At 71.5% G+C, this 20841-nt stretch carries 18 protein-coding genes and 2 tRNA genes; 5 read left to right on the forward strand and 15 right to left on the reverse strand.

Annotation, left to right across the window (positions count from 1 at the left end):
• Positions 1-44 precede the first annotated feature (44 nt).
• On the forward strand, positions 45-509 hold the full coding sequence (locus QCD66_RS31510; RefSeq protein ID WP_364218187.1) for an ATP-binding protein: 465 nt from the start codon (positions 45-47) through the stop codon (positions 507-509).
• Between the two features lie 61 nt (positions 510-570).
• Here the strand turns inward: QCD66_RS31510 and QCD66_RS31515 are convergent, their stop codons facing one another.
• A complete protein-coding gene (locus QCD66_RS31515) occupies positions 571-1404 on the reverse strand; it encodes a TrmH family RNA methyltransferase (RefSeq protein WP_375735318.1) in 834 nt (277 codons plus the stop codon).
• A gap of 627 nt (positions 1405-2031) precedes the next feature.
• Here QCD66_RS31515 and QCD66_RS31520 point away from each other — a divergent pair.
• The gene (locus tag QCD66_RS31520) at positions 2032-3216 is read left to right on the forward strand and encodes a family 16 glycosylhydrolase (protein WP_364218403.1); all 1185 of its coding nucleotides are present in this window, start codon (positions 2032-2034) and stop codon (positions 3214-3216) included.
• Positions 3217-3307: 91 nt separating this feature from the next.
• Here QCD66_RS31520 and QCD66_RS31525 read toward each other — a convergent pair whose 3' ends face one another.
• Entirely contained in the window at positions 3308-4282 is a 975-nt protein-coding gene (locus QCD66_RS31525; RefSeq protein WP_375735302.1) for an acetylxylan esterase, read from the reverse strand.
• Between the two features lie 55 nt (positions 4283-4337).
• On the opposite strand from QCD66_RS31525, the gene glpK reads away from it, so the two are divergent.
• Positions 4338-5822, forward strand: a complete 1485-nt coding sequence (gene glpK, locus QCD66_RS31530; RefSeq protein ID WP_375735303.1) for a glycerol kinase GlpK — start codon at positions 4338-4340, stop codon at positions 5820-5822.
• Positions 5823-5954: 132 nt separating this feature from the next.
• Here the strand turns inward: glpK and QCD66_RS31535 are convergent, their stop codons facing one another.
• Positions 5955-6785 (reverse strand): phosphoribosylaminoimidazolesuccinocarboxamide synthase, encoded by an 831-nt coding sequence (locus QCD66_RS31535; RefSeq protein ID WP_375735304.1) that lies wholly within the window; start codon positions 6783-6785, stop codon positions 5955-5957.
• A gap of 390 nt (positions 6786-7175) precedes the next feature.
• Here QCD66_RS31535 and QCD66_RS31540 point away from each other — a divergent pair, with 390 nt between their 5' ends.
• Complete coding sequence (locus tag QCD66_RS31540) at positions 7176-8435, forward strand: ABC transporter substrate-binding protein (RefSeq protein ID WP_375735305.1); 1260 nt, start codon at positions 7176-7178, stop codon at positions 8433-8435.
• A 53-nt stretch (positions 8436-8488) separates the two neighbouring features.
• On the opposite strand, the gene QCD66_RS31545 is transcribed toward QCD66_RS31540, so the two are convergent.
• From QCD66_RS31545 to QCD66_RS31590, 10 genes are all read right to left on the reverse strand, one after another.
• The gene (locus QCD66_RS31545) at positions 8489-8737 is read right to left on the reverse strand and encodes a hypothetical protein (RefSeq protein WP_357533249.1); all 249 of its coding nucleotides are present in this window, start codon (positions 8735-8737) and stop codon (positions 8489-8491) included.
• 49 nt (positions 8738-8786) lie between these two features.
• A complete protein-coding gene (locus QCD66_RS31550; RefSeq protein WP_375735306.1) occupies positions 8787-9809 on the reverse strand; it encodes a DUF695 domain-containing protein in 1023 nt (340 codons plus the stop codon).
• A gap of 160 nt (positions 9810-9969) precedes the next feature.
• The gene (locus QCD66_RS31555) at positions 9970-11157 is read right to left on the reverse strand and encodes a thiolase family protein (RefSeq protein WP_375735307.1); all 1188 of its coding nucleotides are present in this window, start codon (positions 11155-11157) and stop codon (positions 9970-9972) included.
• A gap of 85 nt (positions 11158-11242) precedes the next feature.
• Entirely contained in the window at positions 11243-11830 is a 588-nt protein-coding gene (locus tag QCD66_RS31560; protein ID WP_375735308.1) for an SAM-dependent methyltransferase, read from the reverse strand.
• Positions 11827-12462, reverse strand: coding sequence for a class I SAM-dependent methyltransferase (locus QCD66_RS31565; protein ID WP_375735309.1), 636 nt, complete (start codon positions 12460-12462; stop codon positions 11827-11829). The genes QCD66_RS31560 and QCD66_RS31565 overlap by 4 nt, the downstream gene beginning before the upstream one ends.
• An 83-nt stretch (positions 12463-12545) precedes the next feature.
• Positions 12546-12619: transfer RNA gene (locus QCD66_RS31570), tRNA-Met, on the reverse strand.
• 399 nt (positions 12620-13018) lie between these two features.
• Positions 13019-13345 (reverse strand): hypothetical protein, encoded by a 327-nt coding sequence (locus QCD66_RS31575; protein WP_375735310.1) that lies wholly within the window; start codon positions 13343-13345, stop codon positions 13019-13021.
• Between the two features lie 82 nt (positions 13346-13427).
• Positions 13428-13504, reverse strand: a tRNA-Met gene (locus QCD66_RS31580).
• 254 nt (positions 13505-13758) lie between these two features.
• Positions 13759-16740 (reverse strand): UPF0182 family protein, encoded by a 2982-nt coding sequence (locus tag QCD66_RS31585; RefSeq protein WP_375735311.1) that lies wholly within the window; start codon positions 16738-16740, stop codon positions 13759-13761.
• Between the two features lie 105 nt (positions 16741-16845).
• Positions 16846-17862, reverse strand: coding sequence for a PDZ domain-containing protein (locus QCD66_RS31590; RefSeq protein WP_364218165.1), 1017 nt, complete (start codon positions 17860-17862; stop codon positions 16846-16848).
• A 103-nt stretch (positions 17863-17965) separates the two neighbouring features.
• Between QCD66_RS31590 and QCD66_RS31595 the strand changes: the two genes are divergently transcribed.
• Complete coding sequence (locus QCD66_RS31595) at positions 17966-19222, forward strand: zinc-dependent metalloprotease (protein ID WP_375735312.1); 1257 nt, start codon at positions 17966-17968, stop codon at positions 19220-19222.
• 9 nt (positions 19223-19231) lie between these two features.
• On the opposite strand, the gene QCD66_RS31600 is transcribed toward QCD66_RS31595, so the two are convergent.
• Both QCD66_RS31600 and QCD66_RS31605 read right to left on the reverse strand, forming a co-directional pair.
• Positions 19232-19828, reverse strand: a complete 597-nt coding sequence (locus tag QCD66_RS31600; protein ID WP_375735313.1) for a hypothetical protein — start codon at positions 19826-19828, stop codon at positions 19232-19234.
• Positions 19829-19912: 84 nt separating this feature from the next.
• The gene (locus tag QCD66_RS31605) at positions 19913-20443 is read right to left on the reverse strand and encodes a M48 family metallopeptidase (RefSeq protein WP_364218161.1); all 531 of its coding nucleotides are present in this window, start codon (positions 20441-20443) and stop codon (positions 19913-19915) included.
• Between the last annotated feature and the right edge of the window lie 398 nt (positions 20444-20841).

Below are 20841 nucleotides of genomic sequence, written 5' to 3' on the forward strand. Positions count from 1 at the left end.
GCGTGGTGTGGCCGGGGACCCGACTATCGGTGGCTGGACAACACATGACCGACGCAGAGCAGCATCCACCGCGTACGGTTATGCCCATCGAACCTCCGCCGCTGCTCACCGAGACCTTCGACCGTGACCAGGTGACCAACCTGCGTCACGTCGTCGCGTCGTGCGCGACGGCCGCCGGGCTCACCGGCCAACGGCTCGACGACTTCGTGCTCGCCGTCAACGAGCTGATCACCAACGCCGTACGGCACGGCGGCGGCCGGGGCCGGCTGCGGTTGTGGAGCCAGGAGGACACCGTCCTGTGCGAGGTCTCCGACGCCGGTGGCGGAATCGGCGCCGAGCGGCTCGGCAACCGGGACCGGCCCGCCCCGCACACCGCCGGCGGCTGGGGGCTGTGGCTCGCCGACCAGCTCAGCGACGAGATGGTGGTGCGGAGCAGCCCGACCGGCACCACCGTACGCATCAGCGCGGCACTCGGCCCCGACCCGGTCGCAGCCGATTCCGGCGACTGACCGGCGCCGACGGTCCGGTTCGTGCCGCGACCGCTGAGGTGGCGGCCCGGGGTAACGCCGCTCAACCGGCCGGGTGACCCGCCGACCGCTGCCGGGCCGCCTCGTACAGCACGATCGACGCGGCGGTGGCGGCATTGAGCGAGCTGGCCGAACCACCCATCGGAATCCGGACCGCCCGGTCGGCACGCTCCCGCCACGCGGCGCTGAGGCCGGTGGTCTCGTTGCCGACGAGCAGCAACGTCGGGCCGGTCAGGTCGGCGTCCGGCAGGTCGACCTCGGCGCGCTCGTCGGTGGCGACCACGTCGACCTCGATCCCGGCGGCCCACAGGGCGTCCAACCAGTCCAGCACGGGCTCGGCCGAGGACAACCGGACCGCCGGTACGGCGAACAGCGAACCGGTGCTGGCCCGTACCGCGCGGGGGTCGTAGACGTCGGCGGCGTGACCCGTGACGATGACACCGGAGGCGCCGAACGCGTCCGCCGAGCGCAACAGGGTGCCGATGTTGCCCGGGTTGGTGGGGCGGTCGAAGACCACCGCGAGGAGATCCGGGCCGGTCGGGATGCGCTCCAGGTCGTCGGCGGGCAGCCCGACGACGGCAACGAGTTCCGGCGACTCCTCGGCCTTCTCCCCCAGTTCGGCGAGCAGTTCGGGGGCCATCGCGACCCGGGTGGCCGGCGTCGCGTCGAGGATCTCCCGGGCCCAGCGGGACAGCGGGCCACTGCGGTCGTGGAGCAGGGCACGGATCTCCCAGCCGTGGCGGACGGCCATGGTGATCGGCCGTACGCCCTGCACCAGGAACTCGCCGGCGCGGTGCCGGCGGTTCCGGTTCTCCAACAGGGCGGACCACTGCTGGAAGCGGGCATTGCGGGTGGTTACCCGCAGCTCCGTCGCCATGTCACGCACGCCGCCATGCTAGGCCAGCCCCGTACACCCCCGGCCTCCCCGCCCGACCTCCGCCGCCCGCCCATGCGCCGTGCGGCCGCACCGTGCGGTCGCGCCGCGGGGCCCGCGAGGCCGCGCCGAGGGGCCGCGCCGAGGGGCCGCGCCGATCAAGGGGATGTCTCCGGCAATTCGCCCCGCACAGGCCACGACTACTCCTCGATCAGCATGGCCGAGCACGGGCCGGCGCGGCTCCCCCACCCCACGACACCGATCAGGGGAATGTATCCGGCATTCCGCCCCGCACAGACCACGATTGCTCCTTGATCAGCCCGGACCCCACGCGACCACGCGACCACGGACCCCACGGGACCACGGACCCCACGGGACCACGGGACCACCGGCCCAGCGCGACGTGACCAGGCCAACCGCAGCCGCACAGCCCTCGCACGGCCGGACCCACGGCAACGCGAGAGCGCTCTCTTGACACTGTGGTCAACCGCACATAAATTCTGATTTACATCAATCTATAAAGTTTGCTTACTGATTGATGGACATCAGCCACAGGGAGTGTGCATCGTGTCCAGAACCAGACCCCGCACCCTGCTCGCGCTGGCCGTCGCCGGCGCCAGCCTGGCCGCCATGCTGGTGGCACCACAGACGTCCGGCACCGCGTTGGCCGCACCCGGCCCGCTGACCTGGTCCGACGAGTTCAACGGGCCGGCCGGCGGCGCACCGGACCCGAGCAAGTGGTCCTACGACATCGGCGGCGGCGGCTGGGGCAACAACGAGCAGCAGTACTACACGAACAGCCGCAGCAACTCCGCGCTCGACGGCAACGGCAACATGGTGATCACCGCCCGCCGGGAGAACCCCGCCAACTACAACTGCCACTACGGCCGCTGCCAGTACACCTCGGCCCGGCTGCTGACCAACGGCAAGTTCACCCAGGCGTACGGGCGCTTCGAGGCCCGGATCAAGGTGCCGCGCGGCCAGGGCATCTGGCCGGCGTTCTGGATGCTCGGCAACGACCTCGGCAGCGTCGGGTGGCCCAACTCGGGCGAGATCGACATCATGGAGAACATCGGCCGCGAGCCGAGCACCGTACACGGCACGCTGCACGGTCCCGGCTACTCCGGCGGCGCCGGCATCACCAGCAGCTACACCCTGCCCGGCGGCCGGCGGCTCGCCGACGACTTCCACGTCTACACCGTCGACTGGGCACCGGACTCGATCACCTGGTACATCGACGGCATCCAGTACGGCCGCAAGACCCCCGCCGACCTCCGGGGCAACCGCTGGGTCTTCGACCACCCGTTCTTCATGATCCTCAACGTGGCGGTGGGCGGCCACTGGCCCGGCTACCCCGACGGCACCACCCAGTTCCCGCAGCAGATGACGATCGACTACGTACGTGTCTACGCCCACCAGAACAACGGCGGGGGCGGCGGCAACGCCATCGTCGGCTACGCCAACAAGTGCATCGACGTACCCGGCGGCAACTCCGTCGACGGCGCCCGGCTCCAGCTCTGGACCTGCAACGGCACCGCCGCGCAGCAGTGGACCGCTCCCGGCGACGGCACGCTGCGCGCGCTGGGCAAGTGCATGGACGTGGCGTGGGGCTCGTCCGCCAACGGCGCGGCGATCCAGCTCGCCAACTGCAGCGGCAATCCGGCCCAGCAGTTCGTGCTGAGCGCGGCCGGCGACCTGGTCAATCCACAGGCCAACAAGTGTGTGGACGTCTCCGCCTGGAACTCCGCCGACGGCACCCCGCTCCAGCTTTGGGAGTGCAACGGCGGCGCCAACCAGAAGTGGCGTCGCGCCTGACCTTCCCACTCCCCGCGATCTTGCAGTTGTCGCCCGGCAAACCCGACAAGGGGGAGAGACAACTGCAAGATCGCGGGGAAGGAGAGGGCGGTCAGGGCAGATGTGCCGCGACGAACTCCAGGCTGCGGGCGGCGAAGTGCGCCCGGCCGCCCTCGTGCCCGTCCCACTCGTAGACCTCGATCTCCTTCGGCCCCGCGTACGCGTGGTAGGCCGCGAACACCGTCGACGGTGGACACGTCTGGTCCATCAGCGCCGCACTGAACAGCGCCGGCGCGGTCGCCCGGGGCACCAGGTGCAGCAGGTCCACGTGGTCCACCGTGGACAGTGCGGCGGCCGCCCGCTCCGGGTGCACCCGGCAGAAGCGCACAAGCTCGGCGTACGGATCGGCGTCGGTGATCGTCACCGCCCGCCGTACGTGGCACAGGAACGGAACCTGCGACACGACCGCCCGCACCGGGCCGCCCGACAGCGACGCCGCCGCCAGCGCCAGCCCGCCGCCCTGGCTGCCGCCCACCACGGCCAGCCGGGACGCGTCGACGCCGGGCAGTTCCGGGGCGATGTCGACGGCCCGCACCGCGTCGGTCAGCAGCCGCCGGTAGTAGTAGCCGGCCGGGTCGAGCACGCCGCGGGTCAGGAACCCCGGCACCGACGGCCCGGCGCCGTCCGGCCCCGGGTCGGGGGTGTCCCCGCCCCGCCACATCCCGCCCTGGCCACGGGTGTCCATCACCAGGTGCGCGTAGCCGGCCGCCGACCACAGCAACCACTCGTGCGGGCGACCCCGGCCGCCGCCGTACCCGATGAACTCGACGACGAGCGGCAGCGGCCCGGACGCGGCCGCCGGCAGGTTGAGCCAGGCCCGCACCGGCTGACCGGCGAAGCCGGTGAACGTCACGTCGTACGTCGTCACGCCGCGCAGCGCGGTCTCGAACCGGCGCACCTCGACGGGTGCGGCCCCGGCCCGCGCCTCGGCGAGCGTCGTGGCCCAGAATCCGTCCAGATCGGCCGGTGCGGCAACCTCCGGCCGGTAGGTCCACAGCCGGTCCAGCGGAAGATCGAACAACGCCATCCCGGCACGCTACCAGCGGCTCGCGAAGGCCCGGCCCCGGCGTTACGGTGCTCGGGTGACCGACTCGTACGTCGCCGCCATCGACCAGGGCACCACGTCTTCGCGGTGCATCGTCTTCGACTCCACCGGTGCCATTGTCACCGTGGCCCAGCGCGAGCACCGGCAGATCTTCCCCCGGCCCGGCTGGGTCGAGCACGACGCCGAGGAGATCTGGGCCAACGTCGAGACCGTCGTACGCGAGGCACTCGCCTCCGCGTCGATCGTCCCGGAGCGCCTCGCCGCCATCGGCATCACCAACCAGCGCGAGACGACGGTGGTCTGGGACCGCGACACCGGCCGGCCGGTGCACAACGCGATCGTCTGGCAGGACACCCGGACCGGCGGGCAACTGCGGCGGCTCGACGAGGCGTACGGCGAACAGCAATTCCGGGCCCGGACCGGGCTGCCGCTGGCCACCTACTTCGCCGGGCCGAAGCTGATGTGGCTGCTGGAGCACGTCGACGGGCTGCGGGAGCGGGCCGAGCGCGGTGAGGTGCTCTTCGGCACCATGGACAGTTGGCTGATCTGGAAGCTCACCGGGCGGCACGTCACCGACGTCACCAATGCCAGCCGGACCCTGCTCATGGACCTGCGCACGCTCGACTGGGACGAGGAGATCCTCGCCGCCGCCGGTATCCCGGCCGCGATGCTGCCGCAGATCCGGTCGTCGGCCGAGGTGTACGGCGAGGCGCGCGGCACGCTGGCCGGGGTGCCGGTGGCCAGCGCCCTCGGCGACCAGCAGGCCGCCCTGTTCGGCCAGACCTGCTTCCAGCCCGGCGAGGCCAAGTGCACGTACGGCACCGGCAGCTTCCTGCTGCTGAACACCGGTGCCACCCCGGTCGTGTCCGGCCACGGGCTGCTGACCACGGTCGCCTACCGGATCGGTGACGGGCCGGCGACGTACGCCCTGGAGGGCGCGATCGCGGTGACCGGGTCGCTCGTGCAGTGGCTGCGCGACAACCTGGGCCTGATCTCCACCGCCGCCGAGGTCGAGACGCTGGCCCGCACCGTCGACGACAACGGCGGCTGCTACATCGTGCCGGCGTTCGCCGGGCTGTTCGCCCCGCACTGGCGCACCGACGCCCGGGGCGTCATCGCCGGGCTGACCGGCTACATCACCAAGGGGCACCTGGCCCGGGCGGTGCTGGAGGCGTCCGCGTGGCAGACCCGAGAGGTCGTCGACGCGATGAACGCCGACTCCGACGTGGCACTGCGCCGGCTGCGGGTCGACGGCGGCATGACCGCCAACGAGTTGCTGATGCAGTTCCTCGCCGACGTGCTGGACGTGCCGGTGGTGCGGCCGACGGTCGCCGAGACGACCTGCCTCGGCGCCGCGTACGCCGCCGGGCTGGCCGTCGGCTACTGGCCTGACCTGGACACGCTACGGGCCCAGTGGCGCGAGGACGCCCGGTGGCGGCCGGCGATGGACTCGGCGCACCGCGACCGCGAACTCGCCCAGTGGCGAAAGGCGGTCGCCCGCACCCTCGACTGGGTCGACTGACCACCCCCACCTTCCCGCGATCTTGCGGTTGTCTCCCCCATTCGCCCGGATCGGGCGGCGACAAGTGCAAGATCGCGGGTACGGGGTCACGGGTCGCGGCGCGGGGAGCGGGTCAGATCGCGGGGTACGGGGTCACCAGGTGCGGCCGGTCAGGCGCTCGTAGACCTCGACGTAGCGGGCCCGGGTCATCTCGACCACCTCGGCCGGCACCTCCGGCGCGGGCGCCTGCTTGTCCCATCCGGTGCCGGCCGCCCAGTTCCGCAGGTACTGCTTGTCGAACGAGAACTGGGGCCGGCCCGGTTCGTAGGAGTCCGCCGGCCAGAAGCGCGACGAATCCGAGGTGAGCACCTCGTCGCCAAGCACCAGGGTGCCGTCCGGCGCCCAGCCCAGTTCGATCTTCGTGTCGGCGACGATGATCCCCCGCTCGGCCGCCAGTTCGGCGCCCCGCCGGTAGACCCGTACGGTGATGTCCCGCAGCTGCTCCGCCGTCTCCGCGCCGACCGTGTCGACGACCTCGGCGTACGTCATGAACTCGTCGTGCTCGCCGACCGGCGCCTTGGTCGTCGGGGTGAAGATCGGCTCGGGCAGCTTCGACGCCTCGACCAGGCCGGGGCCGAGCTGGAGGCCGGAGACCGACCCGCTCCGCTCGTACTCCTTCAGGCCGAGACCGGTCAGGTAGCCCCGGGCGATGCACTCGACCGGAACCATCTCCAGCCGGCGGCAACGGATCGCCCGGCCGGCGAACTCCGCCGGTACGTCAGTGGCGGAGACGACGTGGTTGGGCACCAGGTCGGCGAGCTGCTCGAACCACCACAGCGAAAGCTGGGTGAGCAGTCTGCCCTTGTCCGGGATCGGGGTCGGCAGCACGACGTCGTAGACCGAAACCCGGTCGGAGGCGACCAGGATGAGATCGTCGCCGTCGGCGTATACGTCGCGGACCTTGCCCGAGTGCAGCAGTTTCACCCGGTCAGTACATCACGCGGCCCCGTTCGCCCCGCCCCGGCACCGGGCCGGCCCGCCACCCGGACACGCCACCTGATCCGGCTACCATCCGGCGCTTTCAGCCGTCCTGTCCGGCCAGCCTGACCGGCAGTCCGTTGACACCCCGCCGGCCCACCTGTGTAAATGATCCGGATCGCCGTGCACCGGCGGCGCCCATCTGGAGATGCCGTGCTACCTGCCGTACCCGCCCCGCCCCCGCCCCCGGGGCAGCCGCGCCGCCGGCTCTCCCCCGCTCCAGGCCGGCTGAGCCGCCTCACCCCCGCCCCGGGCCGGCTGAGCCGCCACGCCCCCACTCCAGGCCGGCTGAGCCGGCTCTCCCCCGCCCCAGGCCGGCTACGCCGACTCTCCCCGATGCTGGCGCTCGTCCTGTTCGCCACCATCGGCCTCACCGGGTGCACCGACGACCGTACGGTCGACAGCGGGGACCGCGTCGAGTTGTCCGTCTTCTGGTGGGGCGGCGAACGCCGCGCCGAACTGACCGAGCGGGCGCTGAAGCTCTACTCGTCCCGGCACCCCGAGGTCACGTTCCGGGTCACCTGGCAGGGCGAGACCGGCTACTACGAGCGCCTGGCCACCCAGGCCGCGGCCGGCAACGTCGCCGACCTGTTCCAGATCGACGACGACTACCTGACCGAGTACGTCGACAGCCGCATCGTGCTGGACCTGAGCGGTCACGTCGCCTCCGGCGCGCTCGACCTCAGCCAGTTCCCCCGTGGCCTGGCCCAGTACGGGCAGGTCGGCGGGCGTACCGTCGCGGTCGCCGCCGCCGCGAACACGCCCGCGATGGTCTACAACAGGTCGCTGCTCGACCGGCTCGGACTGGACGAGCCGCGGATCGGCATGACGTACGACGAGTTCTTCCGGTGGGCGTCGGAGGTGACCCGCGCGAGCGGCGGGCAGACGGCCGGCACGATGGACGCCTCCGCCGACCACCGGGCGCTGTGGCTGTGGCTGCGGACCCAGGGCAAGGAGTTCTACCAGGGCCGCGAGATCGGCTTCAGCGAGTCGGACGTGACCCGCTGGTTCGAACTGTGGCAGCGTGCGCGGGCCTCCCGGGCCACCCCGTCGGCGGCGGTGACCCAGCAGGCCAACGGCGGTGAGGCTGCCCGGCAACTCGTCGTCAACCGCCGGGCCGCCACGTCGTTCGCGTGGTCGAACGAGCTCACCGAGTTGCAGCGGTACACCAAGGATGATCTCCGGGTCGTCTCCTACCCGGGTTCGCCGAAGGGGCAGTGGACGCAGGCGTCGATGTACTGGGCGGCTTTCCGGGGCACCCGGCACGCCGACACCGTGGTCGACGTGATCAACTTTCTGGTGAACGATCCGGAGGCTGGCGCCATCCTCGGCACCGAGCGTGGGCTGAGCCCGAACGCCCGGGTCCGGGACGCGGTGAACGCGAACCTGACCGACGAGAAGATGAAGCGCACGGTGACGTTCGAGGCCCGGATGGCGGAGCACTTCGGCCCCGCGCCGGCACCGCCGCCGAAGGGCCACGCCCGGATCCGTGCCCTGCTGGTCGCCCACGCCGAGGACGTGCAGTTCGGCCGGGCCACCCCGCGCACGGCCGCCTACGAGTTCGTCGCCGAGGCCCGCGCCGCCCTGGCCACCTGAACGCGCGGCGCGGCCCCGACGTCGTACGCCGGCACCACGCGGGCCGGGGCGGGTCAGCGCCGGCCGCCACCCCTCCTGCGCATCACCAGCACGAGCGCGACCACGATGATCCCGACCACGAACAGACAGCACAGCCCGATGAGGAAGCCACCGAAGCCACGCCCGCGACCACGGGCGAGTTCACCGGCCACCCCGTCGACGCCGGTCTGGGCGGCCCAGGCCGCCGCCGGCACGAACACCGCCAGAGTCAGGGTGCTGACCAGCGCGCCGAGCCGCACCCACCACTTTCCGAGTGAAGACATGGGTCCATCCTGACGGCCGGGAGCAAGTCGCGTACCCCAACAGCCCGGATCAGCCCAGGTGACGGATACCCTCCCAGCCGGGATCGGGCCGGCAGCGGACCCTGGTCCGGCCCCGTGCCCAGCCGCCGATCACCGCCGCCGCGGGCGCCTCGGTCGGCCGATCGGCCTCGGCGTAGCAGTGGAAGATCCGCCGCCCGGCGCGCGTCTCGTGCGCGACGAGTACGGCGTCGGCACCGAGCGCCGCCATCAGCCGGGCCTCCAGCGCCCGCAGGTCGGCCAGGGTGGTGTCGTCGGGCATCCCGCTGTCACCGACGCCCGGGAAGCCGACCTCGACCCGCAGGTGGGTGTCGAGATGCGGCCACCGGACCGGTTTGAGCGGATGCCGGAGCGAGGCGATGTAGGTCCGTCGGCCGTCCCGCAACTCCCGCAGTTCCCAGGTCTGGTCGTCGACCTGGGCGGCCACGTGCGCCACCGCCGCCACCAGCGCCTCGCCGCCGCGCATGTCGGGGGTCGGCTCGACGGCGGTCTCGACCGTGCCGATCCACAGTTCGGCGGCGACCTCGCCGAGCAGCCAGTCCAGGGCCAGGAACACCACCCGGAGTCGTTCCAGGACCGGCATCTGCCCGAACATCGGGTGGTAGACCACGATGTCGACCTCGTGGCGACCGCTGTCGACGGCGAACCCGTACGCCAGGTCGGGCAGTTTGACCTCGAAGCCGGCGACCGTGAGGGCAGCGCTCAGCGCGTCGGGGTCGGGCTGGCGGGTGGACTGGAATTCCCAGTGCCGGTCCGGAGGTGGGGCGGCCCGCCGCCACCGTTCGGCGATCGACCGCAACCGGGCGTCACCGGCCGCGGAGACGACGAGCAGATGACTCGACCGGTTGCCCCGCGAGAACTCCCACTCCAGACCTTTGTGGATGGCCTTGACCCGGCCGGCGATCTCGGCGACGAGCGCCGGCGACCAGTCGCCGTCGGCGATGGCGGCTTCCACGCACGGGCGGCCCTGTGGCCACCACCGCCAGAACTCGGCGATGGCCGGGCCGGTGTCTTTCCGGCGATGGGATAACAACATGGCATCGGAGCCTAGGTCGAGTCCCGGGCTGACGGCTTCAGCCGATCAGCCAACACATTTACCAACCCGTAGCCGTCACCCCACGCGCGGGTCGTGACTCGGAGCCGGGCCGACACTACACAGTGGCCGGACCCGCCACCGCGCCGGCACCGGGCCGGATCTACAACCGCTCGACCAGCAGCGCCGCGCCCTGGCCGACACCGACACACATCGTCGCCAGGCCGCGCCGGCCACCGTCGCGTTCCAGCCGGCCGAGAAGGGTGACCACCAGCCGGGTGCCGGAGCCGCCCAGCGGGTGGCCGAGCGCGATCGCCCCGCCGTCGGCGTTGAGCCGCTCCCCGTCGACGCCGAGCCGGCCGGCACAGGCCAGCACCTGGGCGGCGAACGCCTCGTTGAGTTCGACCGCGTCGAGGTCGCCGATGGACAGTCCGGCCCGGGCGAGCGCCTTCTCGGTCGCGGGCACCGGCCCGAGGCCCATCAGGTGCGGCGGCACCCCGGCGGACGTACCGGCCAGGATCCGGGCGCGGGGGGTGAGCCCGTACCGGCGTACGGCCTCGGCGCTGGCGACCACGATGGCCGCGGCGCCGTCGGACAGCGGGCTGGACGAGCCGGCGGTGACGATGCCGTCCGCCCGGAACACCGGCTTGAGGCCGGCCAGCCGGTCGAGCGAGGTCTGCCGCGGGCACTCGTCGGTGTCGACAGGTCCGGTCCGGGTCGGCACCGGCACGATCTCGGCGGCGAACCGGCCGGCCGCGATCGCCGCCGCCGCCCGCTCCTGGCTGCGCAGGGCGTACGCGTCGCTGGCCGACCGGCTGATTCCGTCGAGCTTCGCGACCTCCTCGGCGGTCTCGCCCATCGAAATCGTGGCCTTGCCCCCGTCGAGCCCGGTCATCCGCTGGTTGACCAGGCGCCAGCCGAGCGCGGTGTCGAAGGTCGCGCCCGGCTTCGCCCAGGCGGTCGCCGGCTTCTCGGTCACCCACGGCGCCCTGGTCATCGACTCGACGCCGCCGGCGACGACGATGTCCGCGTCGCCGGCCCGGACCGCCTGGGCGGCGTTCGCGACCGCGGTCAGGCCGCTCGCGCACAACCGGTTCACCGTGTACGCGGGCACCTCGTCCGGCAGGCCGGCGAGCAGCACCGCCATCCGGGCCACGTTCCGGTTGTCCTCGCCCGCCTGGTTGGCCGCGCCGAGGATCACCTCGTCCACCGCCGCCGGTTCGACGCCGGCGCGCTCCACGGCGGCACCGACCACCAGGGCGGCGAGGTCGTCCGGCCGTACGCCGGCGAGCACGCCGCCGTACCGGCCGATCGGGGTGCGGACCCCGCCGACGAGGAAAGCCTCTGACATCGGACCACCAACTTCTGGAGCGGCGACTTTCCCCGAACGATAGCCAAACGATCGTTTGGGAGGTAGTCGGAGTGTGGCGGTCCGGTCAGGCCGGCGGCCGGTACGCCGTCAGCACCAGGTCGGCCGCGTCGGCCGAGCCGAGCTGCGGCACCGCCTCGGCCCGCCGCACCCGCAGCCCGGCGACCGCCCGGGTCAGTTCCGCGGCGTCGTAGAGCAGATCGGCCGGGCGCGGGCCCCCGGTCCCCGCGACGGCGTTGCTCCGGTCCCAGCCGAGCACGAACAAGGTGCCGCCCGGCGCCAGCGCGGCCGCGGCCCGGCGCAGTACCGTCGCGATCTCCGCGCTGCCGATGTGCAGGTAGAGCACCACGGCAAGGTCGATCGGACCGGCCGGCTCGTACGCCTGTACGTCGGCGACCTGCCAGTCGACCTCGACCCCGTGCCGTTCCGCCACCTGCCGGCCGCGGTCGACGGCCACCTGCGAGAAGTCGACGGCGGTGACCCGCCAGCCCCGGGTGGCCAACCAGATCGCCGGACGTCCCTCCCCGCAGCCGAACTCCACGGCCCGCCCGGGCGGCAGGTCACCGACGGCCCGCGCCAACTCGGGATGTGGCTCCACATCGAACGCCAGGCCGGCGGCCGCGTACGCCCGGTCCCACTCGTCGGGGTTCTTCACCGCTCCTCCTCGCGCCGACGCGCCGTGATCCAGAGGTAGCTGACCGGGTGGCCGCCCTCCAACTGCTCCTCGACCTCGGCGTCGACGATCTCGAAGCCGGCCTCGGCGACCAGTCGCCGGCTGGTCTCCGCGTCGTACGAACTGAAGAACATCGGCTCGCCCAGCCACTTCGCGACCGTGTCGACCTGCTCCTCGGCCTCGACCGTGAACAGCGCCCAGCCGCCGTCGGCGAGCCAGCCGCGCATCAGGTCGAGCATCTCCGGCAGGCGCTCGCGCGGGATGTGGTCGAAGGTGTAGAAGGCGACGATCGCGTCGAACGATCCGGGCTCGTAGCGCAGCTCCAGGACGTCGCCGACGGACAGCGTCGCGTCCGGGACGTTCTGCCGGGCGAGTTCGATCTGGCGGGGCGACACGTCGACACCGAACGCGACGTGCCGTTTAGCAATCTCGGCGGTGGCCGGAACCCCGTTGCCGCAACCGAGGTCGAGCACCCGGGACCCCTGCGGCAGCCGGGCCAGCAGTTCCCGCAGCCGGCGCAGTCGGGGCCACTCGACACCGTCCTCGAGCCCGGCGTACGCCTGCGCCAACCGGTCGTAGCCCCTGGCCACCACGTCGGCTACCGGCTCACTCATTTCGCCCCCTCGAGGCGGGTGCTGCCCGGACACGGCTGAAACGAAACGGCCCCGGAGATCTCTCTCCGGGGCCGTTCATCTCGTAGCGGGGACAGGATTTGAACCTGCGACCTCTGGGTTATGAGCCCAGCGAGCTACCGAGCTGCTCCACCCCGCGTAGCCTGAGCGATGGCTTGTGTTTGGCTGTCCAGCCTCACACTTGCCGTGCTCGTTCGTGCCTGGACAACACTAGCGCACCCATCGTCACACCCGCAAAACAGCCCCGGCCCCGGGCGCGGCTGGCGCACCCACGGGCCGGGGCTCCGCCGGTGGATCAGACGGTTTCCCGAGTTCAGCGCACGCGTCTGGGCACCGTCGTGATCCGGGATCCGCTGACCCGCCGGATCCGGTGCCCGGGCGGTCACCACGCCGCCGGGCGCGAGCCTGCGGTCGAGGACGAGAGCCCGGCCGGAGTCCAGCGCCGCCAGTTCCGCGCCGGTGGCGGGCCGGCCGAGCAGCACGTCGACGTCGACAGCGTCGATCACCATGACCGGCGTGTGCTGCGCCGGGAATCCGGTCATCGCCTGACAGTCGTCGGCGTTGCGCGGCGGACCCGCCGAGGCAGGCCCCGACCGGGTTGTCCGCGTCGAACTGGCCCCAGAAGGTCAGCGGCCCACTGCCCGCGGGCACGGCCGGGGGGCGGCGGGCTGGCGAGGCCGAGCGCGCTGACCCGCTCGGTGCCGAACGCCTCGCGCAGAGCCGCCACGGTGGCCGGACGCGGCACCTTCGTGGTCACGATGATCGCGGATCCGTCCGGTGAGCCCGCGACATAGGTGTCCTGGACCCGCTTCGTCGGACCGCCCATCCCGGCGAGGATCAGGCCGGCCAGGACCATCGAGATCACTGCCTGAGAATCGGGTCGGGCGGACAGATCGCATCGGGCGCAGCGAAACGGCCCCGAAGATCTCTCTTCGGGGCCGTTTCCGTGGTAGCGGGGACAGGATTTGAACCTGCGACCTCTGGGTTATGAGCCCAGCGAGCTACCGAGCTGCTCCACCCCGCGCTGCCTGACGCCGCGCTGACTTTGCACCGCGTCGCCTCACGCCGCTGACTCGCGCCGTACCCGTTTCGGGGTTTGGCCGTGGTCTCGCTCGTTCGTGCCGGGATAACACTAGCGCACCGCCGTCCACTCCCGCAGCCGAGCCCCGGGCAATGCCGCCGACCAGGAGAAGTCCCGCCGTCCGTCGACACATCGCAGCGACGGCCGGGCAGAACGAGAGGGGCCCGCCATGGCGCGCCCCTCTCGCATGCTGCCGGTTACCCCGACGGCGTCGGTGACGGTGGCAGCGGTTCCGACGCGCCCGGCGACGGAGACGCCGGTGGCGGGTTGGCCGGGGCGCCACCGCCGGCCGCCTGCTGGGCCTGCTGGAACGCCGTCATCGCCTGGTCGAGCGCGGCCAGGGCGCGGCCGTACCGCTCGAAGTCGCCCGACGTCTGCGCCGCCTTGACCTCGGCGATGGCGGTCTGTACCTGGGCCGCGGCCTCGGCGAGCGGACCGGTCATCGGCGGCGGCTCGTTGCCGGTCGGCGGTGGCTCGTTACCGGTCGGTGGCGGCTGTCCGGTACCCGCCTGGCGACCCTGCTCGATGAGCTGCTCGATGCCTTCCTTGATGTTGTTGGCCAGTACGACGTACGAGCCGCCGTCGCCGTACGAGAGCAGCACCCGCTGCAGCAGCGGATAGGCGTTCTGCTGGTTGCTCTTCACGTAGACCGGCTCGACGTAGAGCATGCCGTTGCCGAACGGCAGCGACAGCAGGTTGCCGTACTGGACCTGGGCCTGGTTGGACGAGAGCAGGTTGAGCTGCTGCCGGATCGTGGCGTTGTTGGTCATCCGCTGGTGCACCTGGACCGGGCCGGAGACCGCCGTCTGGTCGGGCAGCTCCCACATCGCCAACTGCGGCTTACCGTCCACGTAGGAGCCCGAGATCAGCGCCGCGAGGTTCTGCCGGCCGGCCGGGGTCACCGCCGAGGTGAGCTGGAAGCGCGGCCCCTCCTGCCCCGGGAACTGGGTGTAGAGGTAGTACGGCGGCTGCTTCTTGTTGCTGTCCGGCGCGTCCGGGACGTTCGGCACCTCCCAGAAGTCCTGCCCGGAGAAGAACTCCGACGGGTCGGTGACGTGGAACTTCGCCAGCAGGTTGCGCTGCACCTTGAACAGGTCGGCGGGGTAGCGGAAGTGCTGGTTCAGTTCGGCCGGGATCTCCGCCTTCGGAGTGATGAGGTCACCGCCGAACGCCTTGTTCCACGCCTTGAGCACCGGGTCGGACTCGTCGAACTCGTAGAGCCGGACCGTGCCGTCGTAGGCGTCGACGGTGGCCTTGACCGAGTTGCGGATGTAGTTGACGTTCTCCCGGGCGAGCGCGAAGGTGCCCAGCCCGGTCAGCTCGTCCGCGGTCTCGGTCTGCAGGTTGATCCGCTCCGCGTACGGGTAGGTCGCGGCGGTGGTGTAGCCGTCGACGATCCACTGGACCCGGCCGTCGATCAGGGCCGGGTAGGGGTCGCCGTCCACGGTCAGGAACGGCGCCACCTTCTCCACCCGGTCGCGCGGGTTACGGACGTAGAGCAGCTTGGAGTTCTCGTTGACCGCGTCGGAAAGCAGGAAGTTCGTCTCCTGCTCCTTGATCGAGTAGAGCAGCTTGCGGGCGAACGAGCCGATCGCGACGCCGCCCTCGCCGGTGTAGGTGTAGTAGTCCTCGCCGCCGCCGCTGGTCGGCCGGTCGAACTCGACGTTGCGGCCCTCGTCGACCTGGCCGACGATCGCGTAGTCGGTGGCGTCCATCTGCTCGCCGTAGTAGATCCGCGGCTGCTGCGCCGGGATCTGCTCGGTCGACGAGGAGCACTGTTCCTGGGCCTGGTCGCCGAGGAAGCCGGAGACGAAGAACGGCTGCCCGCCGCAGACCACCTGGTTGGCCGGCGCGCCCACCAGACCGTAGCCGTGGGTGAAGACGGTGTGGCGGTTGATCCAGTTGCTCTGCTGCTCGCTCAGGCCACGGTAGTTGATCTCGCGAACGCCGACGACGTAGTCCTGGGTCCTGCCGTTCACGTTGTAGCGGTCGATGTCGAGCTTCGGACCGAAGTCGTAGAAGCCACGGACCTGCTGCAACTGCGTGTAGGTCTCGGAGACCAGTTGCGGGTCGAGCAGCCGGATGTTCGGCACGACGTTGGTGTCGGTGGCCAGCGACTCGGGCGGGGTCAGGTTGTTGGCCCCGTACGGTGTGGTCGTGGCGTCGGCCAGCCCGAACGCCTGGCGGGTGGCCTCGATGCTGCGTCCGATGTATTCCGACTCCTTGTCCCGCAGGCTCGGGTTGACCTCGAAGGTCTGCACCGCCCACGGGTAGATGCCGCCGATCGCCACCGCCGAGATGCCCAGCAGGGCGAGCGAGACACCGGGCCAGACGAGGTTGCGCATCACCGCGTTGGAGAAGACGATGATCGCGATGGCGACCACGATCGAGATGTAGGCCAGGATCTCCTTGGCCGGCAGCAACGCGTTGATGTCGGCGTAGCCGGCGCCGTAGATCTTCGCCTCCTCGTTGTACTCCAGCAGCAGGGCACGCCGGTCGAGCACGTACGCCACGGCCTTGAGCAGCACGAAGACGGCGACCAGGCTGGTCAGGTGGGCCCGCGCGCCGTTGGTCATCCGGTCGCCCACGCCCTGCAGCCGCACCCCGCCGAAGATGTAGTGCACGGCCAGCGCGCCGATCACCGAGAGGACCACGGCGGTGAAGCCGACACCGATCAGATAGCGCCAGAACGGGAACTCGAAGATGTAGAAGCCGATGTCGGCGTTGAACTCGGGGTCGGTGACGCCGAACTCCTGCGAGTTGCGGAAGAGCAGCCACTCGCTCCACCGGCTCTGCGCCGACAGGCCGGCGAAGAGGCCGACGACGATCGAGATGACTGCGATCCAGGTGCCGATCCGAGGGCTCAGCAACATCCGGTAGCGGTCCAGCGTGGCCTGCTCCGGCGAGTGCGGGCGCAGCAGCGGCCGGAGCCGGTAGGCCAGCCACAGGTTGCCGCCGATGAGCACCGCCATCGCCAGGCCGATCGCCAGGAAGAGCAGGATGCGGGTGGTAAGCACCCCGGTGAAGACCTGCGTGTAGTCGACCTCGTCGAACCAGAGCCAATCGGTCCACGCCTGCACGCCCCACCCGAGCAGGGTGAAGAGCAGGAATACGCCGATCAGCACGCTGACGGTCACCCGCCCGCGTCGGCTCATTCTCGGCATGGGACTGCTACGCATGACCACGTTTGGCTCCGCACTTCGAGTTCGACCCGCTCCGACCAGTGACCAAGACTACGGGGTGTTTCCATCTGTGATTTGTCAAGCCTCGGGTCGCCGTCGGTCTCAGCACCTGGGAGCCTCCCGTCCGGCCCGTACCGCCTCCAGCGCGGCGAGGGCCTCGTCGAGGTTTCCGACCTTCAACAGCGGCAGGTCGGGCTGGGCGTTGCGGACGGCTTCCTCGCAGTTGTCGGCCGGTACGAGGAAGACCTTGGCGCCGGCCGCCTTGGCGCCGACGAGCTTCTGCGGGATGCCGCCGATGGCGCCGACGTTGCCCACGTCGTCGATGGTCCCGGTGCCGGCGATGACGTGCCCGCCGGTCAGGTCCTCCGGATCGATCTTGTCGATGATGCCGAGGGCGAACATCAGGCCGGCGCTCGGACCGCCGATCTCGTCCAGGTCGATCTTGAGTTCGAACGGGTGCGGCTGCTCCTGGCTGATCTCCACGCCGACGCGGGGCGGCTGGCCGCTCTCCGCCCGGGTGGTCAGCGGCACGGTCGCCGCGGCCCCGTTCCGCGTGTAGCCGACGGTCACCGTGCTGCCGGCGGGTTTGCCGCGGATCACCCCGGTCAGCCCGGCCGCGGTCGTCACCGGCTGCCCGTCGATCGAGGTGATCACGTCACCGACCTGGAGTTGGCCATCGGCCGGCCCACCCGGGCTCACCACCTTGACCACCACCTGCACCGGATAACCCAGCTTGCGCAGCGCCGCCGTCTCCGCGCTGGTCTGCGAGGCGGCGAAGTCCTCGGCGTTGCGCTGGTCGACCTGTTCCCTGGTCTCGTTCGGCGGGTAGATCAGCTCACGGGGTACGACCGCCTCGTCGTCGGAGAACCAGCCGATGATCGCCGCGAGCAGCTTCACGTCGGGCTGCACACCGACCGTGGTCAGCCGTAGCTGGCCCTGCGACGTCGACGTCGGCGTGCCGGAGATCTGTATGACCTCCTTGTCGTCCTCGGTGCCCAGCGTGTCGACCGTCGGACCGGGGCCGAGAACGACGTACGGGATCGGCGCGGCGAGCACGCCGATGCTGAGCAACGCGGTGAAGAGCGCACCGATCAGAACCGTGACCCCGCGACGTCTCATGCGCGGAAGAGTACCTATCGTCCCTGACGGTGCCGCCCGGAGTTCTCCCTGAGCAGAAGCCGGGGGCGGGCATCACGGCCGCCGACGCGCGTACGGTTGACGGGTGCCTGATATTCCGTTCGGCTTCGCGCTCCCGGGTGGCCAGCCGCCCGACCCCAACGACCCGCAGCAGATGCAGCAGTTCATGGCCCAGTTGCAGCAGTTGCTCGCGGCGCCCGGCAACGGGCCCGTCAACTGGGACCTGGCGCGCCAGGTAGCGGCCGGTCAACTGGCCGCGGCCGGCGATCCGGCGGTGAACGTCTATGAGCGCCACACCGTCGAGGGGGCACTGCGCCTCGCCGACCTGTGGCTCGAACCGGCCAGTTCCCTGCCGTCAGGGATCAAGAAATCGGTGGCGTGGAACCGCAACGAGTGGATCTTCAAAACGCTCGACGTGTGGCAGAAGCTCTGCGACCCGGTCGCCGGACGCATGGTCGGCGCGATGGGCGACCTGGTGCCGCCGGAGGCCCGCGCCCAGCTCGGACCGATGCAGTCGATGGTGGCCGCGCTCGGTGGCGCGCTCTTCGGCGGCCAGCTCGGTCAGGCGCTCGGCTCGCTGGCCGCGGAGGTGCTGTCGGCCGGCGACATCGGGCTGCCGCTCGGCCCGGCCGGCACCGCCGCGCTGATCCCGGCCAACATCAAGGCGTACGGCGAGGGCCTGGAGCTGCCCGAGGACGAGGTACGGCTCTACGTGGCGCTGCGCGAGGCGGCGCACCAGCGGCTCTTCGGCCACGTGCCGTGGCTGCGCGGGCACGTGCTGACGGCGGTCGAGGCGTACGCGTCCGGCATCACCGTCGACCGCGAGGCGATCGAGGAGGCGATGACCCGGGTCGACCCGATGAACCCGGAGTCGATGCAGGCGATCGCGCTCGAAGGCATCTTCACGCCCGAGGACACGCCCGCCCAGAAGGCCGCCCTGGCCCGCCTGGAGACCGCGTTGGCCCTGGTCGAGGGCTGGGTGTGCCACGTCGTCGACAGCGCGGCCGGCGAGCGGCTGCCGAACGTCGTACGCCTCGGTGAGGCGTTCCGGCGGCGCCGGGCGGCGGGCGGACCCGCCGAGCAGACCTTCGTGGCCCTGGTCGGGCTGGAACTGCGCCCGCGCCGGCTGCGCGAGGCGGCGGCGGTGTGGGCGGCGCTGACCGAGCACCGGGGCATCTCCGGCCGGGACGCGTTGTGGGGGCACCCCGACCTGCTGCCGTCCGGCGACGACTTCGCCGACCCGGACGCGTATGCCCGCACCCAACTCGATCTCGGCGATCTCGACGATTTCGACTTCGGCCCGGACACCGACCTCGGGGGCGACAAGCCGGACCAGCGCTGACGCCGCGGGTCAGGGGCTGAGCAGGAGACGAGTGCTGTCCCAGCCCTCGACCGCCGGATCCAGGGCGGCCAGGTCGGCCGGACCACGCAGCCGCCGCCACGCCGGCGTCACCACGACGTCGGCGGGGCGGGGCGCCGCCGCCCGCACCGCGGCCGGGTCGGCGGTGTCGAGGTCGACCGGCGGCAGCCAGTCCGGCACCGGCAGCCGGCTCGCCACGCCGAGCAGGCCCCCGCCGCCCTCGGCCGGGGCGACGGCCAGTGGCCGGGTGGTCAGTGGGCGGAGCAGCTTGCCGAGGATCAGCCCCGGCACGTCCGGTGCGTCGGTGGTGACCACGGCGGCCTGCTCGAAGCCGTCCCGGGCGGCGGCGGCGAGGGCGGCGTTGACGTCACGCGTCGGCAGGTCGTAGATCGGCATCCCGGGCCAGGCGACCGCGTCGGCGAGCGGCCGGTCGGCGGCGACCGCGGCGATGGCCGGTTCGACCTCGTGCATGGTGGCCAGCAGGTCGACCACGTCCTCGGCGAGCGCCGCCCGCCAGGCGGCCGGTTCGATGCCGGGGGGAGCCCAGCGCACCGGGCCGATCAGCGCCACCACCACTCGTCGTGCCACCCGCAAGACCCTAGTCCGCCGTCGGCGCGACAGGGTGGCGGGCCCTCGGCCGGCGCGGCGGGACGGCAGGCCCTCGGCCGGCCCTCAGTCGGCGAGTACGACCCCGGTGGCGGCGGCCACCCCTTCAAGGTAGCCACGGGCACGTTCGGTCTTCGGGTAGCGCCCCACCAGCTCCCAGAACCGGGCGTTGTGGCTGGGCACGACGAGGTGGGCCAACTCGTGCAGGAGCACGTAGTCGATGACCCACTCGGGCATCTCCTGGATTCGGTGGGAGATGCGGATGGTGCGGTCGGCGGGGGTGCAGGAGCCCCACCGGCCGTTCTGGTTGGTGACCCACCGCACGCTGGCGGGTACGGCGATCCGGGCGTGTTCGCTGAGATAGCGGGTGATCAAGCGCTGGGCGCGGACCAGCAACTCGGCGTCGGAGCGGCAGAGGCGCTCCTCGCGGGCGGCGAGCCGGGCGAGCATCCGGTCGACCCACTCGGTCTCCTCGGCGCGGGAGAACTGGTCGGGGATCAGGACGACGACCCGCTCGCCCTCCCGGTAGGCGGACACCGTCCGGCGCCGGCGCTGGCTGCGCCGTACCTCGACGACCGGCTTCCGCGCCCCAGCCATTACCGGCCCGCGTCGCCCCGGGTTTGGTTCACGATGGCACGCTAATGCCTGATGGCCTGGTCACCGCAAGTGTCAACGTGCCGAGTTGCGCCAGGAAAGTAACGGTTAGCGACCAGTCGTCCGAAAAAATTCTTTGACGGCATGCGCCAGTTGACCGCGAGACGCGGTCCTTCTGGCGCGTTCTCGAGCGGTCCATCCCACGTTAGGGGATCATCCACGGGGGAGTCCAACCGCCCCCCGAGGTGACTTCTGAGGGCCTTCACCCGGCGTGTCCCAGCGAACCTGACTTATGCGATCTATTCCGGCATGCACACTCTCGTCGTCGGCTTGCTCACAGGTCGACGCGTCGCTGACATGAACCCGACCACACCTGGGTAGGGTCCGCCGGACCGGTGGTC

The organism is Polymorphospora sp. A560, assembly GCF_045781765.1.
Classification (GTDB): domain Bacteria; phylum Actinomycetota; class Actinomycetes; order Mycobacteriales; family Micromonosporaceae; genus Polymorphospora; species Polymorphospora lycopeni.